1 protein-coding gene is annotated in these 1,003 nt (G+C 36.8%); it reads left to right on the plus strand.

Annotation, left to right across the window (positions count from 1 at the left end; genetic code table 11):
• Positions 1–245 precede the first annotated feature (245 nt).
• On the plus strand, positions 246–1,003 hold a 758-nt coding region (locus tag L2764_RS27350; protein WP_248943475.1), incomplete at its 3' end, for a hypothetical protein.

Raw genomic sequence — 1,003 nt, forward strand, 5'->3', positions numbered from 1 at the left:
CGATTACATCGAACATTGCTTGGAACAGCTATCTCCCCCCAACTGTGATCTCAATAGTCTCTTACCTTGGCATGTTAATCTAAGCAAGGCGTAGTTCGCCGGACGCTCACTCTCAACTTTGCGAGGCAACCCCTTATTCAGGAGTACTTGAGTCAAATCCAATGTAATAATTCGTAATAATATTTTTGTGTTTTTCACCTTATACTTAGTTATTACATTTTGCTTCGAGCACAAAGGAATATGTCATGGAAAGCATTGTACGTAGAATATATTACTCATTTATTGTCTTACTTGTACTCATTATGAGTGTAGATGTTTCATCAGCTGAACTAAATAATTTCTCTTGGAGTCAGACATCCCTTGTTGCTGGAGATACAAGTTCAGAGTTTATATTTGAGTATGATATCGTTATTAGCTCACCAGATAGGATTTTTTATGCAGCAAGTAATGGGATAGATACTAACCTATTAGGTCAACCACTTAATGATGCTAATGTCAGCGTAACAATTAATGGTACTCCAGCTGAAATAAATTTCGACACTTCATATAATAATGGTAATGGTCTCTATATTCGGTTAACAGATCCTACTTCGGCAGTTTCTGGGGATAGTATAAAGGTTGTCTTAAAAAGTGTTAAGAACAATAGCATACCAGCAAGCTATCCTTGGACATTTATTAGAACAGCTGTTAGTAACGGCCAAGCTTTAGACGAAGTAACAGACCCTAGACAAATTGAACTATGGGGTTATGAATTAGAAAATGCATCTTGGAGCAATACAAGTTCAGAAGCGGGTGCCACAAACGTATCGTATCAATTTAGTTATGATCTAGTAAATTCATCACCCAAATTTATACTTCATACTCATTTAAGAGGCTTTTGGGTTGATGGTGTCTATGATACTCCTGTTGACTTCTCTAGTGGTGGAGAAATTGTAGATGACTCAAAAGTCAAAGTAACAGTTAATGGTACCCCTGTTGAAGTTGATTTTAATGCTTCGTGGAT

Source organism: Shewanella surugensis, from assembly GCF_023284005.1.
Taxonomy (GTDB): Bacteria; Pseudomonadota; Gammaproteobacteria; order Enterobacterales; family Shewanellaceae; genus Shewanella; species Shewanella surugensis.